General features: G+C 36.3%; 17 protein-coding genes and 2 tRNA genes. 5 read left to right on the forward strand and 14 right to left on the reverse strand.

The genetic code is table 11. From position 1 onward, the window contains the following. Positions 1–125: 125 nt before the first annotated feature. Positions 126–1604, reverse strand: coding sequence for an iron-sulfur cluster repair di-iron protein (ric, locus tag H9Q20_RS05935; RefSeq protein ID WP_222933884.1), 1479 nt, complete (start codon positions 1602–1604; stop codon positions 126–128). Between the two features lie 341 nt (positions 1605–1945). On the opposite strand from ric, the gene H9Q20_RS05945 reads away from it, so the two are divergent. From H9Q20_RS05945 to H9Q20_RS05955, 3 genes are read left to right on the forward strand one after another with little or no spacing between them, the layout of a single operon-like run. Continuing rightward, positions 1946–2707 (forward strand): alpha/beta fold hydrolase, encoded by a 762-nt coding sequence (locus H9Q20_RS05945; protein ID WP_124641994.1) that lies wholly within the window; start codon positions 1946–1948, stop codon positions 2705–2707. 51 nt (positions 2708–2758) lie between these two features. Further along, entirely contained in the window at positions 2759–3388 is a 630-nt protein-coding gene (yihA, locus tag H9Q20_RS05950; protein WP_124641992.1) for a ribosome biogenesis GTP-binding protein YihA/YsxC, read from the forward strand. After that, positions 3378–3830, forward strand: a complete 453-nt coding sequence (locus H9Q20_RS05955) for a GNAT family N-acetyltransferase (protein WP_124641990.1) — start codon at positions 3378–3380, stop codon at positions 3828–3830. Before yihA ends, H9Q20_RS05955 begins: the two co-directional genes overlap by 11 nt. Positions 3831–3835: 5 nt before the next feature. Here the strand turns inward: H9Q20_RS05955 and H9Q20_RS05960 are convergent, their stop codons facing one another. From H9Q20_RS05960 to H9Q20_RS05995, 8 genes are all read right to left on the reverse strand, one after another. Beyond that, the gene (locus H9Q20_RS05960) at positions 3836–4618 is read right to left on the reverse strand and encodes a GLPGLI family protein (RefSeq protein WP_187478522.1); all 783 of its coding nucleotides are present in this window, start codon (positions 4616–4618) and stop codon (positions 3836–3838) included. Next, a complete protein-coding gene (locus H9Q20_RS05965) occupies positions 4606–5325 on the reverse strand; it encodes a GLPGLI family protein (RefSeq protein ID WP_187478523.1) in 720 nt (239 codons plus the stop codon). Before H9Q20_RS05965 ends, H9Q20_RS05960 begins: the two co-directional genes overlap by 13 nt. 51 nt (positions 5326–5376) lie before the next feature. Beyond that, on the reverse strand, positions 5377–5664 hold the full coding sequence (locus H9Q20_RS05970) for a hypothetical protein (protein ID WP_187478524.1): 288 nt from the start codon (positions 5662–5664) through the stop codon (positions 5377–5379). Positions 5665–5818: 154 nt separating this feature from the next. Continuing rightward, positions 5819–6232 (reverse strand): hypothetical protein, encoded by a 414-nt coding sequence (locus H9Q20_RS05975; protein WP_187478525.1) that lies wholly within the window; start codon positions 6230–6232, stop codon positions 5819–5821. Positions 6233–6719: 487 nt separating this feature from the next. After that, a tRNA-Asn gene (locus H9Q20_RS05980) sits at positions 6720–6796 on the reverse strand. A 58-nt stretch (positions 6797–6854) separates the two neighbouring features. After that, positions 6855–6928: transfer RNA gene (locus H9Q20_RS05985), tRNA-Asn, on the reverse strand. Positions 6929–7016: 88 nt separating this feature from the next. Continuing rightward, entirely contained in the window at positions 7017–8345 is a 1329-nt protein-coding gene (gene rseP, locus H9Q20_RS05990) for an RIP metalloprotease RseP (RefSeq protein WP_124641978.1), read from the reverse strand. A 164-nt stretch (positions 8346–8509) separates the two neighbouring features. Further along, entirely contained in the window at positions 8510–8950 is a 441-nt protein-coding gene (locus H9Q20_RS05995) for a DUF6646 family protein (protein WP_124641976.1), read from the reverse strand. Positions 8951–9061: 111 nt separating this feature from the next. On the opposite strand from H9Q20_RS05995, the gene H9Q20_RS06000 reads away from it, so the two are divergent. After that, a complete protein-coding gene (locus H9Q20_RS06000; protein ID WP_124641974.1) occupies positions 9062–9820 on the forward strand; it encodes an amidohydrolase in 759 nt (252 codons plus the stop codon). A gap of 76 nt (positions 9821–9896) precedes the next feature. Here H9Q20_RS06000 and H9Q20_RS06005 read toward each other — a convergent pair whose 3' ends face one another. Continuing rightward, positions 9897–12086: a S46 family peptidase gene (locus H9Q20_RS06005; RefSeq protein ID WP_124641972.1), complete on the reverse strand. Its 2190-nt coding sequence runs from the start codon at positions 12084–12086 to the stop codon at positions 9897–9899. Positions 12087–12183: 97 nt separating this feature from the next. Here H9Q20_RS06005 and H9Q20_RS06010 point away from each other — a divergent pair, with 97 nt between their 5' ends. Further along, the gene (locus H9Q20_RS06010; RefSeq protein WP_262385588.1) at positions 12184–12618 is read left to right on the forward strand and encodes an META domain-containing protein; all 435 of its coding nucleotides are present in this window, start codon (positions 12184–12186) and stop codon (positions 12616–12618) included. A gap of 112 nt (positions 12619–12730) precedes the next feature. Here the strand turns inward: H9Q20_RS06010 and H9Q20_RS06015 are convergent, their stop codons facing one another. The 4 genes from H9Q20_RS06015 to H9Q20_RS06030 all read right to left on the reverse strand — a co-directional run bounded on the left by H9Q20_RS06015 (position 12731) and on the right by H9Q20_RS06030 (position 16186). After that, entirely contained in the window at positions 12731–13198 is a 468-nt protein-coding gene (locus H9Q20_RS06015) for a hypothetical protein (protein WP_187478526.1), read from the reverse strand. Positions 13199–13223: 25 nt separating this feature from the next. Next, positions 13224–14072, reverse strand: a complete 849-nt coding sequence (gene accD / locus H9Q20_RS06020; RefSeq protein ID WP_124641968.1) for an acetyl-CoA carboxylase, carboxyltransferase subunit beta — start codon at positions 14070–14072, stop codon at positions 13224–13226. A gap of 64 nt (positions 14073–14136) precedes the next feature. Further along, positions 14137–15207: a class II fructose-bisphosphate aldolase gene (fbaA, locus tag H9Q20_RS06025; protein WP_124641966.1), complete on the reverse strand. Its 1071-nt coding sequence runs from the start codon at positions 15205–15207 to the stop codon at positions 14137–14139. A gap of 112 nt (positions 15208–15319) precedes the next feature. Then, positions 15320–16186: an NAD kinase gene (locus H9Q20_RS06030; RefSeq protein ID WP_124641964.1), complete on the reverse strand. Its 867-nt coding sequence runs from the start codon at positions 16184–16186 to the stop codon at positions 15320–15322. Positions 16187–16188: the final 2 nt, after the last annotated feature.

Here is a 16188-nt window from a genome sequence, read left to right on the forward strand (position 1 = left end):
GAATTGATATGGATGTGAATTTTCAAAGAATAAAAGTACGGAATTACTTTTAATAAAAGAAATATAAACTAAATAAAATAAAAAATCCACCCTGTAACTTTCGCTACAGGATGGAACATTAAAAACTAAGAAAGAGTTTTTTCTATTTCGATCGCTTTTGGAAACATGATGTTGTTTTCCAAATGGATATGAATGAATAAATCCGACTCAAATTCTACTAACATTTTGAATAACAATTTGTAGCTGGCACATGCATCGGAAGGGATGGCATAGTTGTCACTCAGTTCTCTAATTTTTTCCATGGCTCTTCCCACGCTGTCGTGTTCTTTTTCCGTCTCGTCGATCAGGGCTTCCAACGCTTCTCTTCCCTCGATGGAATATGGACTGTTATTTTTCTGAGCATTCACAATTTCTTTTACTCTTGGAAACAGAATGGTTTCTTCGTCCACCATGTGCGCAGAAAGTTCGGCATTCACTTTTCCTACCAAGTCATCAATTTGCGCAAGTTCTGGGTGGTGCGCACCGTGTACTTTTGCTACTTTACTAGAATAAGCAGTGATTTCCGGTAAATATTTTCTAACATAATTGTGATGCGTATTCACCACATAATCGGCCAAGAAATCGATGTTCCATTCAGTAAAATTCATATTGGCATTGGTCACATTGGCTACGGGTTGTTGCAGTTCTTGCTCGACAATGCTTGCATCGATCCCTTTTTCAGCACAAGCCTCTCTTACCGTTTTCTTTCCGCCGCAGCAAAAATCGATGCCGTATTTTTTGAAAACTTCTGCTTTTCTAAGATCTTTAGCTGCAATTTGACCTATGGTTTCTTGCTGGTCTTCGCCTCTTTTGGTGACAAGAATATCCCAAAAATCCGGTCCTTGTTGCAGATATTCCCAAGTAAAGACATCTCCTCTTTCGCCTAACAATTGATAGTAAACCGGCTTTGGATCATGATCGTTATGAATAATAAACGATTCTCCGGGTAGGGTATCGTCAAAAGTTTGGAAAATGGTTGGGTGCTTCAGTCTTGGTTCTAGGCTTGGCACATTTACAATTACTTGAGTGTTGTTTTCTGATGTTGTCATTTCTTGATTTGATTTTTCAGTTTCTAATACATTTTTTGTCACTAGAATGTCCCAAAATTCAGGACCTTGTTCTAAATATTCCCAGGTAAAGATGTCTCCCCTCTCGCCCAATAATTGAAAGTAAACCGGTTTTGGATCGTGGTCGTTATGAATAATTAGTGATTCCCCCGGTTGGAGTTCATCAAATACCTGGAAAATAGTTGCATGTTTCTGACTTGGCTCTATGGCCGGCACATTGATCAAAATGGCTTCTTGTCCTTCATGATCGTCGTGTGCATGAAGCGTTTTTGTCACACGAATATCCCACCATTCAGGACCTTGTTGTAGATATTCCCATGTGAAAATCTCGCCCCACATATCCAACAATTGATAATATACCGGAAGTGGATCGTGGTTGTTGTGGATGATTAAACTTTCGCCATCCAATAATTGACTGAAAGTTTCGAATATGGTTTGATGTCTAAATCGAGGTTCAATTTCCTGAACATTAATGATGATTTCGTCTGTTGCTTGCATAAGAGTTCTTTTTTTTGAGGTTGATACAGTTTGTTGAATCATTTTTACATTGCAAAGATAAACATTTTTTCTATATAAAAGTATTGAAGTACTTTTTTACTTAAATTATTTATGTTAAAACATTTAACTCATTAATTTTCAAGATCATTAATTTATCTTTTTCAAAAAAAATAGAAAAATAAATTAACCTTGCATCCCCGATATTTCATGTAAAACTTACTTTTTAAAAGTGATTTTTAGGAAAAAAGAAAAAAATGAATGTATAAAATAGATTATTTTATCAATTTTATCAATCTATATGCCTAGTAATTTGTAATTTTGCGGGTACGACATTATTCTACATGTTATTTAAAGCTAAAAAAAGAAAAACATTTCAGTTCATAGAGGAAGGCGAAGGACAACCTATCGTTTTGCTCCAAGGCTTGATGGGTGGACTCAGTAACTTCACCCAACTGATCGATTATTTCTCTACCAAAGGATATAAAGTTTATTTCCCGGATCTTCCGATTTATGACTTGCCCATCCTGAACACCAATCTGTCCAGCCTTGCTAAACATGTTGCAAAATTTATTGAAGAAGAAGTACAACAACCCGCAATAGTTGTAGGAAACTCCATGGGTGGCCATATTGGACTAATCCTAACTCTATCCAGACCCGAATTGGTAAAAAGTCTGGTTCTTACAGGAAGTTCTGGCCTTTACGAAAGAAGTTTCGGTGACTCTTTTCCAAGAAAAAATGACAGGGACTATATTCGTAAAAAAGCCGAAGAAGTTTTTTTTGATCCTAAAGTAGCTACTGAAGAATTGGTGGACGAGGTCTTTTCTGTGGTAAACGACAGAGGCAAAGGAATAAAAACCGTGATGCTCGCCAGAAGTGCCATAAAACACAATATGGAAAAAGATTTGCACAAAATCGCCGTTCCTACTTGCATCATTTGGGGCAAACAAGACAATGTAACCCCACCAGAAGTGGCTATAGAAATGGATCGGCTGATTCCAAATTCGGAATTGCACTGGATAGACCAATGTGGACATGCTGCCATGATGGAACAACCGCAAAAATTTAATGAATTGCTCTATAATTTTGTAGAGAAACAAAAATAATCCAACAACCCAATACCTCTGTGGAGGTATTTTTTTTTTAAACGATACATCATGATCATCAAAACGGTAGAATTTGTAAAAAGTTCGGAAAAATGGCAAAATTGTCCAGAACCAACACTTGCAGAATATGCCTTTATCGGCAGATCCAATGTGGGAAAATCCTCCCTCATCAATGCGATGATGAATAGAAAAGACCTGGCTAAAACATCACAAACACCGGGAAAAACCCAGCTCATCAACCATTTTATTGTGAATGACGAGTGGTTCCTAACCGACCTTCCCGGATATGGATATGCCAAAGTATCCAAAGTGCAAAGGAAAGATTTTGAAAAACTTATTACCAACTACATCCTTAACAGAAAAAATTTGGTAAACCTTTTTGTGCTGGTGGACATTCGTCATAGTCCTCAGAAAATAGACCTGGAATTTATGGAATGGTGCGGGGAAAGTAGCGTGCCGTTCTCCATCGTATTTACCAAAGCCGACAAGCTAAAACCGGGTGCCGTGAAAGCCAATGTCGAGAAATACCATGAGGAAATGTTGAAATTTTGGGATGAATTGCCACAATCCTTCATTACCTCTGCAGAGAAAAAAGAAGGCGGCGATGAAATCTTATCGTTGATCCAAACCACCAATGAATTTTTGGTGAAAAACAAAGTGAAATTTGACGATGTTAAATAACATCCAGTGGCACATAAAATCTTTTGAAGAACTCAACACACAAGAGCTCTATAACATTCTGAAATTGAGAGTTGATGTATTTGTTGTTGAACAAAACTGTCCCTATCCGGAATTGGACAACGACGACCAAAAAGCCACGCATATCTGGTTGGAAAACAACGGAGAACCCTTGGCCTATTGCAGGATTTTCCCACCCGAAATAAAATATAAAGAAGCCTCCATCGGCAGGGTGGTTTGCCATCCCAATTTTCGAGGCAAAAACCATGGGCGAATGTTGATGCAAAAAGCAATCTCAACCATTGAAAAACTTTACAATACGACAGCCATAAGAATATCTGCCCAAGATTATCTATTGACTTTTTACGAATCCTTAGGTTTCGTAAGTACCAAAAAAAGGTATGTGGAAGATGGTATCCCACATACTGAAATGTTTAAATTCTAAAGTTATTAATTTACCCAGATATCGCCTTTTTCTATGGGATTGTTATGAGTGGATATGAATTTATTGAAAGAATCTATTCTATATTGATTGGATTCTTTTCCTGTAATTTCTTTTCCATTATAAAATGCAGTTGACGAAATATTGGACATCGATGAAGATTTTTCGCTTATAGTAGGATCAATCTTTAGTTTTCTTTTATAAGCTATTTCTTTCTCTTTACTTCCAAAATTAGTTGCATAAGAACTAGACATTTTCAATATCGTATCCACTTTTTTTATTCCTGTTGCTTTAAATTGGTATTCATTGTCTTTAGATTTCACTTCTAAAATTAATCCTGGTAAACCTTGGAATTTATATGGACCGTCCGGAAATGCAATAGTTGTCGCGTACCATGCTTCCCAAATTCTGCCCCCAAATTCGATTTCAGCTTTGGAGCACGGGTAGCTTAGAATTTCTTTTGTCGTATTTAACAATTTCCAAGTATCGGGAAAATGATAATCTAATTTAAAAAGATTGGAAGAGATAAATTCTAATTTTTGAAATTCACTTTTGTTAAAATCTTTTAATACAATACTATTAAAAGTTGTATCCATTAAGTTAATCGCATTAAAATTGGATCTTTTCTCAACCATATCCACACCCAAAACATAATGTTCTTTTGTAACTTCTTTTTTCAAAAGTTGAGGCTGATATTTTATCTCATAATCTACTTGATACCGTTGACTGAATACCAAGGGGTTGATCAGAAAAACGGATACCATCAATAATGTTTTATTTAATTTTCCCATTCGAATTTTGTTTCTAAACTGGTTCTGTCTTGTTCAATTCTAGTGTTATGATCTGTGCTTCCATCTTTTTTAAACTGTGATGAAAGTCCATATTTTAATATTGGATACTCCGTATAAGCTAAAAAATCATGACTATCTATAGTATTTTTCACTATTTCTTTTGATTTATTAACTGATTTTAATTCCCATCTATAGGTTCCTGTATCATCGTATGCTTCGTAAACCAAACCAGGCGGACTAGAAAATTTCCAAGGCCCTGTTTTTATCTTGGATTGCGCATCATACCATATTGTATATTTTCTTCCTCTGAACTCTATAGTTACACTGGAGAGCAACTTTCCATCTACTTCTTTTTTATCATTCTTATGCACATATTGGATTTTATGTTTGGTATCTTTGAAAACATATTCTTTCCTACTAATCTTATCCTTAATAATATAATAAGGATTCTGTTTGTTTGTAAAAAGAATGTACTCATAATAACTTCTATCAACAAGTGAATTACCATAAGCACCAGAGTTTTTCACCTGACCTGCAATACCATACAAAACAGTATATTTTACATTTCCATTTGTACCTAATGATAGTTTTGCTGGAAAAACATAGGGTTGATAAATATTAACTTTAAAATCATATTCAACAGTTGTAGTTTGTCCAAAGAACATACAAATCATACAACTTAAAACTAAAGATCCTATTTTTTTCATATTAAAATAAAAACTATAACCACAAAAATAATGGTTATAGTTACTAATTGTTTATAAACCTGTTAATAATTCAGAATTCAAGCCTACTTGTTCAAATCCTTCAGATTTTTTTTGCAATGATTTACATTCCTCATCACTTTCTGTCCATCTTGTAAACTGCCTTACAATATTAATAGTACCATCACCACATCTTTCATAAATTATAACTGTACAAAAGCCTCCAAAAATACCGATTGCTTTTTCTTCATTATTCAATCTTAAATTTGTACTTTCCAATTGTTTACCTAATTGATTTGCACTCATCAAGCTGGTTAGCCCAATTGTTACCGCCAATAACATTTTTCTCACTTTTTAAATATTTATTTGTTAATGGGGGCGAAATTAAAATTAAAATTAAAATTAAAATTATGCAAATTTTTTAGTGAAAAACATAAAATTATATCAAATTTAGAACAGATATAAATAAGAACATTCAATAATAGCCATGAAAAAATTACGAATCCAATTTTTCTTCAAGCAATTTTTTCGTGTGGTAGTAGGTGGAGAGATAATAAAAATCCCAAATTATGCACAAACCCATTAATATCGGCAGCAGCATTTCGTACCAGCCAAGTTCCAATGATGGATCCAATCGTTTTATTGTAAAACTTACAAGTATAGCTAAAGGATAAAATATGGATTGCAAAACCAATGAGCTAAACAAAGTCCCTTCCCGGAACCCCATAAGCAAACTTCCGCGACGGATGACATGGGATATTTTGAACGATGAATTGTCCATCAGCTCAACCACAACGATCAGTTTGAATTTTAAAAATATTCTGACCTTGTTATTTTCCACAACAAAATCGTAATTGAACTTTTCCAGGTAAGAAACTAAGTTTTGAAATTTATATACACTTTCCTCCATTTCTTCTTATTAATGATTTTATGAATCTACCGCTACCTTTGATGACTTCTTTACAAACTGAATCACCAGCAGGGATCTAACAAATACAATTACCTCCAATAACATCTTTCTCATTTTTATACTATTTATTTGTTAACGGAGTTAATTAAAATTAAAATTAAAATTAAAATTATGCAAATTTTTTAATGAAAAATACAAAATTATGTCAAATTTAGAAAGAATATAAATAAATGCATTCTCAATCCTCTTCCATAAAAGATTCACATCCCTAATGTTCTTTCAACAATACTTTTCATGTGGTAGTAGGTGGAAAGATAATAGACATCCCAAACAATACACAACACACTTCTTCACAAAATAAAATTTGAAGCAGTCAATCCTTTCCTATGGTCATGTTGACTTTTCGTATGTTTGGTTTAAAAAAATTTAAAAATGAAAAAAATACTAACAAAAAATCCAGTAAATCATTGACTTACTGGATTGCTGTTGGCTCCTCCTGCTGGGCTCGAACCAGCGACCCTCTGATTAACAGTCAGATGCTCTAACCAACTGAGCTAAGGAGGAATGTCCCTTTTTACCTAAACTTTAAAAAGAAGACTCAAACCTTACGATTTGAGTCTTGCTCCTCCTGCTGGGCTCGAACCAGCGACCCTCTGATTAACAGTCAGATGCTCTAACCAACTGAGCTAAGGAGGAATGTCCCTTGTTTTAGGTGGTGCAAATATAGGAACACTTTACATATCTTGCAAATATTTTTTTTAATATTTAAACTAAAATTTCTTTACTATTTGAAAATCAATTTAAAAATATCACTTCCAAATATGAGAACCATAAGTCCCATTAAGAAAATAACACCGATCATTTGGGCATTTTCCAATACTTTTTGAGGCACCGGTTTCCCGGTAATCATTTCCCAAAGGGTGAACAACACATGTCCACCGTCCAAACCTGGGATTGGGATAAGGTTAAGGAATGCCAACCACACCGAAAACATGGCGGTAAAGCCCCAGAAAAACTCCCAATTTACCGTCTCCGGCATTTGCTTAATAATTCCTATGGGACCAGAAACTTTCTTGTATCCTTCGGTCTTGGTGTTAAAAACGATTTTAAACTGTTTCACCTGCATCACCAAAACATCGATGGTCCTTTCTAAACCTCTACCAAGGGCTTCAAAAAATCCAAATTGTTGATTGACCTCCGATGCGTTGAAAACCTTTCCTAAAGTTTTAAAATTAGAAAAACCTATTTTCCCTTCTTTATCCGGAGTTACGGTAAGCGTCTGTGTTGTATTGTTTCTTAGTACAGAAAATTCTACAGGTTTGTTTTTAAAATTCTGAATGGATGTACCCACCTCATCATAAAACTGAATGGGATTTCCGTTGATGGCCGTAATTTTGTCCCCAATCAAAAGGCCGGCTTTCTGTGCAGGACTGTTTGCCACAACCGTATCTACTACAGCTTGTGTTCTGGCCAGGAAATACGCCTTGGCTTCGTTGGATTTCAATATTTCTGCTACACCGTCTTCATTCACCGGGAAAGTCACTTCTTTGCCGCCTCGATCTACGGTAACAGTGTTGGCAAATAACATGTTGATTGCCGAAGTTTCAAACTTTGGAGCTTCTTTGTCATCAATTTTCAGAATTTTATCACCATTTTTCAGACCCATTTTCTCTGCAGCCGGAGTTACCGCAATTCCGTATTCGAATTTGCTGTTATCGTGATAGGTTTCTCCTTTGAAAAAGCTTAGACATCCATAAATTAACCAAGCCAAGAAAAAGTTAACCGTAACCCCTCCCAACATGATGATGAGTCTTTGCCAAGCGGGTTTGCTACGAAACTCCCAAGGTTCGGCAGGTTTTTTCAATTGTTCGGTATCCATACTTTCATCGACCATACCGGCAATTTTTACATAACCGCCAAAAGGCAACCACCCAATTCCGTATTCGGTATCACCGATTTTCTTTTTGGCAATGGAAAACCATGGATCAAAGAAAAGATAGAATTTTTCTACTTTGGTTTTGAAAAGTTTTGCTGGGATAAAATGTCCCAATTCGTGTAGAATAACCAAAATGGAAATGCTAAGAATAAATTGAAATAACTGTACTAATGTCATGAATTTATTTTAAATTGAATTAAAGATTTGCAAATGTACTAATTATCAAATCCATGCCAAAGTGGAAAAGACAAGAAAAACGATGGATTTTTACGAATAACGGTTGGGTCAAATACAAAAAGCCGAACTCGATGGTCCGGCTTTTAATATATTCGTAATCGGTCTTAGAAGTTGAAAGAAAGACCTAGAGATCCGTTGTTTCCGAATTCTCCATAGATACCAACATTGTTGTTGAAGAAATAACGAACACCGATGTGAGCACCAATACCAAAATCGTCGTGCAAAACGCCCAAATCCAATCCTGGATAGATGTCCCATTCTTTTGGTAAGTTAAGGGGTTGTTGCAAGTGTGCATTTACCCTTCCAAAAAGGAAAACATTGTTGTCGTGGTTGTTGTCTTTATACCCAGAGAAATAAACATTAGCACCCGCTCCGATGGAGATAATTTTGGACAAACCGTAGTCAAAAGTACCTACCAAACCGGTACCATAACCCCAACCGTTGAAGCCAACGGACAATTTCTTATCTCCTTTTCCTGTGTATGCTTGTGCAGAAACCAAACCTCCCATTAATGCCAATGAAAGGGCTAAAAATAGTTTTTTCATAATGTAAAATATTAATTTTAGATTGTACAAAAATAGCTCAAAAAAAGAAATTAAACCCATAGAAAAACTTCTACATTTATTTCAAGTATCTTTGTGTAAAATCTGAAATCAATGGATGTTTTAAAAATTGTGGGTTTGAATTTGGACATCGAATGGAAATCCAAAAAGAATAACTTTTCTACTATTGAACGAAATTTTGACGGAATTATTGCAGACCTCTTCATATTGCCCGAAATGTTTGCCACCGGCTTTTGTATGGATGCCCAAGAAATTGCCGATCAAGACGGCGAAACACTGACCTGGATGCAATCCTTTGCTCAACAAAAAAATACCGCCATTTGCGGTTCTGTTTCCGTGTTTGAAAACAACAAATTCTACAACCGTTTTTACTTTGTAAAGCCCGATGGATCCTACGAATATTACGATAAAGCCCATTTGTTTTCTTACTCAGGCGAAGACAAAGTGTACAGTCCGGGAACGGAAAGAAAAGTTATCGATTACAAAGGATTTAGCATCCTTTTGCAAGTGTGCTACGACCTGAGATTTCCTGTTTTTTCCAGAAACAACAACGATTACGACGCGGTGTTGTATGTCGCCAATTGGCCTACACCAAGAGTCGATGCGTGGAATCATTTGCTAAAAGCCAGAGCGATAGAAAATCAGGCTTATGTTTTTGGGGTTAACCGAATTGGCACCGATGGCAACCGCTTGCATTATACCGAAAGCAGTTCTTGTTTTTTTGCGGATGGAACTTTGATTTCCACCAAGAAGGGAGCTCTTATTTTTGCTGAATTTAACAAAAATAACCTTCAACAATTTAGAGAAAAATTTCAATTCTTGAACGACAGGGATTCTTTTCAGCTTTTATAAGCCAATCATTCATCAAATCATTCATCAACAAAAAAGCCACCTAAACAGGTGGCTAAATTGTATACAACAGAAAAAATTATTTCTTTTTCTTTTTGTCGGTTGGCATTACCGTTTTTGTATTTTTTGGAGTGTTTTCGTCTCTAACCAATTTCATTTCTTTGATTAGTTTATTCGCTCCAGCAAATTTGTCCATAATCCATAGTGCATATCTTACATCCAAGTTGATGGTTCTTTGCCATTCTTTTTCAAAAACGATATCTCCACTTAGTGCTTCGCTGTTTCCGTCAAAAGCCAATCCGATTAAGTTACCGTCCGCATCGATAATAGGCGATCCGGAGTTACCTCCTGTAATGTCGTTGTTGGACAGGAAGTTGATAGGCATGTGACCAGCAGCATCTGCATATTGACCAAAATCTTTAGCATTGTAAAGGTCGATAACTCTTTGTGGCAAATCGAACTCTTCATCGTCTTTTTTGTACTTAGCAATCATACCTGCCATATCGGTATAGTAGTTATCGGTAACACCGTAATACTCTCTATCCGATCTCATTGGTAAGTCTTCTACCGTACCGTAGGTTAATCTCATGGTAGAGTTGGCATCCGGATAGAATTTTTTCTCCGGCATGGATTTCATCAATCCGTTGATGAAAATTCTTGTGTTTTTAGCAAATGCCTCATCGATCAATTTGAATTTTTCACCTTGCAATCTGTTGTCGTCCAATACACCAAGAGCAAATTTTCTCAAGTTGTCTGCATCCAATTTCAGTTTATCCGGGTTGTTTACAAAGTTAACAGCAGACATTTTGCTTGCAAAAATTGAAGATTGAGCAACCAAAGAAAGGGACTTCACATCGATATTGGTCAAGTGTATTGCTGCTACTTCTTTATCAACTTTTGTTTTATACAAATTGGCCATAGAGTTTAGCATTTCGCCTTCCAATTCTACATTGAATTTGTCGTACACCTTCATTACCGCTTCCATAACTTTAGGTTTCATGGCAATTCTACCTTGCATATCTTGTTCTGCATAAGTTTTGAACAATGAACTTAATTGCGCAGAAACTTGAATGTATTTTGCATTTCTAAGCAATTGCCCCATGTACATTTTCTCTACATTTCTGTTAGAAGCTTGCTTGTAGTACATGTTGATGTTGTCCAAAATATCTTCGTACTCTTGGTTGCCCGGTTGCAAAGACCAAGAAATGTATTTTTGTTCCAATGCTTGCTTGTCACCAATTGTACCGTTTTTGTTAACAGCATCAATGGTACCTTGTCTGTTTTTCCAATAGTTAGCCACCGATGCATATTGAGATGCATAATTCAGTTTTGTAGCAACATCTTTGTCCATGTATTTTTTCATTACATCCATGGCAACTTTAGAAGCCTCTACCCAAGCCGGATAGTCTTTGGTTACCATTTGCTGAATTCCGAAAGAAGTAAGATATCTGTTGGTAGTCCCAGGATATCCTGCGATCATGGCAAAATCTCCTTTTTTAACACCTTTCAAAGAAATTGGTAGGAAATGTTTAGGTTTCAACGGAACATTCTTAGGAGAGTATTCTGCTGGGTTTCCTTTTTCGTCAGCGTAAACACGGAAAACAGAGAAGTCGGCTGTATGTCTAGGCCATTCCCAGTTGTCTGTATCGCCTCCGTATTTACCTAAAGAAGCAGGCGGAGTCCCTATCAAACGAACATCTTTATAATCTTGATATACGAAATAATAGAATTCATTTCCGTTAAAGAACGACTTGGTAACTACCGTATATTTTCCGTTTTCGGAGTTTTCTTTTTCGATGGCTTTAAATTCTGCTTCGATGATGTTTTTTCTCTCATCGGCAGACATTTTATTGTTTAGTTTAGAATTGATTCTTTGTGTTGCATCATCCATTCTTACCAAGAAACGAACATAAAGATCTTTCGCGTGGATTTCGTCGTTTTGTCTTTGTGCCCAGAATCCGTTTTTCAAGTGGTTTTTTTCTGGAGTAGAAGCTGCGGCAATTGCTCCGTAACCACAGTGGTGGTTGGTAAATATCATCCCTTTTTCGGAAACGATCTCACCGGTACAGAAGCCTCCAAAACTTACGATGGCATCTTTCATACTGGATTGGTTAACCGAGTAAATTTCTTCAGGAGTGAGGTGCAAACCTTCTTTTTGCATATCTACTCCGTTCAGTCTTTTGATGAGCATCATAAGCCACATCCCTTCATCTGCACGCATTTGCAGGAAACTCAACAAGAAAGTGAGTGCTAGAAATATTCTTTTCATTTTATAAAAAATAAATTTTTCGGCTAATTTACTAATTTATACTACAAAAAATAGTTAAAACGGCATAAAATTGGTTATTTAGCTTCAAATTTTAGACATGAATTTCAAAAAAACCACCTTTTTACTGGCATTGTCCCTTTTTTTGGCATGGTCTTGTCAGGTTAAAAAAAATACAAAGTCCCGTTACCAAAGGCAATGGATGCTTGTTTCTTTTCAGGACTATTCAAAAGATTTTTTGATGAAAAATAAGGCAGAACTAAACTTGTCCCAATCAGATCCTGAAAACCCTCAGTTTTCTGCCTACATGGGGTGCAACCAAATGATGGTGAGCGGTGAGGTGAAGGGCAATTCCAAAATAAAATTAGAAGTAACTGGCGTTACCATGCAGTTTTGTGAAGGAAATATGGACTTGGAAAGAAAATTTATCGCGTCGCTACCGACGATGTCCCGTTATAAAATAGAAGGTCACTTTCTGACATTGTCTGACGAAAAAGGCAACACCATGAAATTTGTAGCTGCAGATTGGGATTAGGACAATGGGTTGTTTACTTCAATTCATTCAATCTACATAAAAGAGAAATGTTATAAAAAAAAACGAAGAGGCTAAAAATTAACCTCTTCGTTTCTATTACGATTACTTTGTTTTAAAGCTTATTAATTGCTGATACATACGCTTTTAATTCTTTACCATAAAAGCTAGACCATGATTTTCTTTTATATATTTTATCGGTCTTTCTATCAATAATAAAAAATCTTTTCCCAGGTACACTATATGATTTTCCAGTCCCTATTTCGCTTACCGAACCGGACTCTCGTTCATAATCCATAACATAACGATACACATTAACATCACTATATTTAGTTTTAACCTCTTGTTCTGTGGCAAGAATGTATTTTCCTGAATAATTTTCAAAAGCAGATTTTACATATTTATCATAACTCGATCTATCTTTTATCACCGCAATAAGAGTAGATGCATCGGTAGCCATATCCGGTGGGATTTCACCTGACTCCACGGTAATTGTATTTGCATTTACACCAACACAAGATACTACAGAAAAAGACATCATTAATACGGTAAAAGTACTGATAATGTTTTTTTTTAATTTCATAAATGTTTTTTTTTAATGAGAATGTCTATTTGTTCATTAACAAGCATAATGTTTTGGAAATAACCTCCTTCGCATCTGTTCTTTTTACAATGAAATCGACAAATCCTTTATCTTGTAAAAATTCAGAAGTTTGAAAACCTTCAGGCAAATCTTTCCCTATCGTTTCACGGATCACTCTTGGTCCAGCAAATCCGATTAAAGCTCCTGGTTCCGCCATAATTACATCGGCAGTCATGGCGAAAGATGCTGTAATACCTCCAAAAGTAGGGTCGCATAGATAAGCAATGTACGGCAGTCCTGCTTCTGACAGCTGAGCCAATTTACTCTGAACTTTTGCCAATTGCATTAGGGAATAAGTGGCCTCTTGCATTCTAGCACCACCGGACTGACAAATGATCATGTAAGGAAGTTTGTTTTCCATGCAATAATCAATTGCTCTACGGATTTTTTCGCCCATAACAGAACCCAAAGATCCTCCAATAAAAGCAAAATCCATACAAGAAATGACCATTTCAGTACCGTTTACTTTACCCACCGCATTTCTGATGGAATCTTTCAACTTGGTTTTTGCGGTAACTTCTTTTAATCTATCGGTGTAGGCCTTGGTATCTTTAAAGTTCAGCATGTCCACACTCTCCACATCTTTGTCCAATTCTTTGAAATTGGCATCGAACAAGATGTCGAAAAATTCGTTACTTCCAATTCTCACATGGAAACCGTCTTCAGGAGATACGAAATTATTTTTCTTTAACTCTTCGTGTTCCACCACTTTTCCGGAAGGCGTTTGATGCCACAATCCTTTAGGAACATCTTTTTTGTCCTCTGTAGAGGTTGTAATATTTTGCGTTTTTCTTTTAAACCAATCGAATGCCATAGTCTATTCTTTTAGGGTATAAGGTTAAAAAGTTCCTTATCGACTAAGGAACTTTGATTTTTTATTATCTCAATGTATCAACATTGTTTAGGTCTTCAAAAGCTGTGATTAGCCTTTTTACGAAAGTTTCTTCTCCTTTTCTAAGGAAAGCTCTTGGGTCGTAGTATTTTTTATTCGGTTTTTCTTCTCCTTCTGGATTGCCTATTTGGGTTTTCAAATAATCGATGTGATTCACGATATAATCTCTAACTCCCTCGTTGTATGCGAATTGCAAATCGGTATCGATGTTCATTTTTATCACACCGTAATCGATAGCTTCTCTAATTTCTGCCAAAGTAGATCCCGATCCTCCGTGGAATACAAAATTCACCGGTTTTTCGCCGGTTCCGAATTTTTCCTGAACAAATTTCTGTGAGTTGTCTAAAATTTTCGGAGTTAATTTTACATTTCCTGGCTTATACACTCCGTGTACATTTCCGAAGGCGGCTGCAATGGTAAAATTCGGAGAAATGGCTTTCAATCTTTCATAAGCATACGCTACTTCATCGGGTTGTGTGTACAGTTTTGAAGAGTCGACATCGGTATTGTCCACGCCGTCTTCTTCACCACCTGTAATTCCCAATTCGATTTCCAAAGTCATTCCCATTTTTGCCATTCTTTCAAAATATTTGCAAGAAATGTCTAGGTTTTCTTCCAAAGACTCTTCAGAAAGATCCAACATATGAGAAGAGTAGAGCGATTTTCCGGTTTGCTTGTAAAATTCTTCGCTGGCATCCAACAAACCATCAATCCAAGGCAATAGTTTTTTTGCAGCATGATCGGTATGCAAAATTACCGTTGCTCCGTAAGCTTCAGCCAAGGTATGGATGTGTTTTGCACCGGCAATCCCACCCAAAATGGCCGATTTTTGACCTTCTGTACTCAACGATTTCCCAGCGTTATAAGCTGCTCCGCCGTTGGAGAACTGGATGATAACAGGTGCATTTAACTTTGCCGCAGCTTCCATGGTTGCGTTCACATTGCTGGATCCGATCACATTAACTGCCGGAAGTGCAAATTTATTTTCTTTTGCATATTGGAAAATATCCGTAACCGTTTGTCCTGTGGCAACTCCTGCCGGAAACATTTTGCTCATAATTTTTTAGTTTTTTTATGGGATTTTTTTACCGCGTAAAAATACAAATTAATACTGAAAAAAAAACAGGTCTCTATGGATTCTGTTAATCTCTGATTTACAACAATTAACTTTAATTTCTTTTGTCTTTTCCCCAGAGTAGTTTTTGCCTGATGGTTTCATAAAAACTCAAATCTTTTGGATGCAACAATAAGATCTGAAACTTTGCTTTTCTAAGTATAACTTCTTCATCCACATTAAAATGGATAAGTCTGGAGTCCAAAGAAAGTGAAAACTGGGCAGCGCGACTTTCGATGTTTAATTTTATTTCGACATCGTCATTTACGATTAACGGTCGAACATTCAGGTTGTGAGGAGCAATGGGTGTTAATGCCAAATTATTGTTGTTGGGCGAAATGATGGGGCCGCCGCAACTGAGTGAATATGCTGTAGATCCCGTTGGTGTAGAAACAATCAATCCATCACCCCAGAAAACATTGAGAAACTCTCCATCCACATAAGAATCTATGGTGATCATGGAAGTCGTCTCGGTTCTGGAAATGGTAACATCGTTCAAAGCATACGGAAAAACGCCTTCTTTTTTTGGCGAAACGACCTCGATTACCGATCGTTTGCTGATAGCGATGTTCCCTTCAATAATGTCGTCCAGACGGTTGAACACCTCGGCTTTGGTAAAACTGGAAAGAAAACCCAGTCTTCCGGTGTTGACTCCAACGATGGGAATTTCCAAATTTTCTATAAAAAGTAGAGAACTTACGATGGTCCCATCGCCGCCAAATGTAAAAAACAAATTGACTTCTTTTTCTTGAAGTTCTTTTTTAGAATCGAAAGTATCAAAATCTTTAGAAAACTGCATGGCTTCGGCCATATCTTTATGCAGAGTCACTTCAACTCCTCTTTTATCGAGTTCTGATATAAATTTGCTGAGATACAAAAAAGTATCCAAATCGGTTTTCTGAGTATAAATCGCTGCCTTCATGA

It is taken from the genome of Amniculibacterium sp. G2-70 (assembly GCF_014353055.1).
In the GTDB taxonomy this organism is placed as follows: Bacteria; Bacteroidota; Bacteroidia; order Flavobacteriales; family Weeksellaceae; genus Amniculibacterium; species Amniculibacterium aquaticum.